This window comes from Campylobacter sp. CNRCH_2015_0814, from assembly GCF_025772765.1.
Lineage (GTDB): Bacteria > Campylobacterota > Campylobacteria > Campylobacterales > Campylobacteraceae > Campylobacter_D.
This window is the reverse complement of record NZ_JAKMSR010000038.1, coordinates 1-703: the sequence shown is the minus strand read 5'-3', so window position 1 is coordinate 703 and position 703 is coordinate 1. Positions and strand designations below refer to the sequence as shown.

Here is a 703-nt window from a genome sequence, read left to right as displayed (position 1 = left end):
CGTGAATCCAAACATTTTTTTCAATCTTAAATTTTATTTCTTGATCATTGTATTTTAAAGTAAAATCATATATCCCATTTGGAATTGAATGATCATTTACTCGAAAACCAATTGGATCAAAATTTATAACATTATTTTCAATATCGTAATATTTTTCTCCTGCTGTTGACAAACGATGTAAAATAAAATGTCTTTCCGTAAATCCTATTTTTGGATTACTTGACTTAACTAGAATTTTCTTTCCTAACATTTTCGTAGGAAATCCTGAAAATACGAAATCCGCACGACCACACGAAACTGGACAAAATAATTTATTTAAACGAGCAAAGTGTTCATCAAAATAAAATCCTAAAAACCTTGTTGCATTTCCGATAAGAATTATTTTTTCCGGTAAAGTTTTAATTTTAATCTTTGTACTGATATTTACATATTCATTCATTTTGCACTCAATATCTATAGCATTAAAATCTTGATCTGAACTTAATTTTGAAAATCCACTTGCAAGGGCTTCACCATTACTATTAAATTTTTCATATTTATAATTTAAAATTCCAGACCCTTTTATATTCCATGTTATTTTAGTATTTGGCTTACCACCTTTTACAAAAATATGAAATTCTTTATTATCTTCACTAATTTCTTTCACACTACTTTCTATACTTAATTGATACTGATGAAGCTGAATCTTATCTAGAGGGAATTC

The 703-nt window shown here is 26.9% G+C and carries 1 protein-coding gene; it reads right to left on the bottom strand.

The genetic code is table 11. The features are described 5' to 3' along the window. A partial coding sequence (locus L8X24_RS07915; RefSeq protein WP_263664343.1) for a hypothetical protein occupies positions 1–703 on the bottom strand: 703 nt, incomplete at both ends.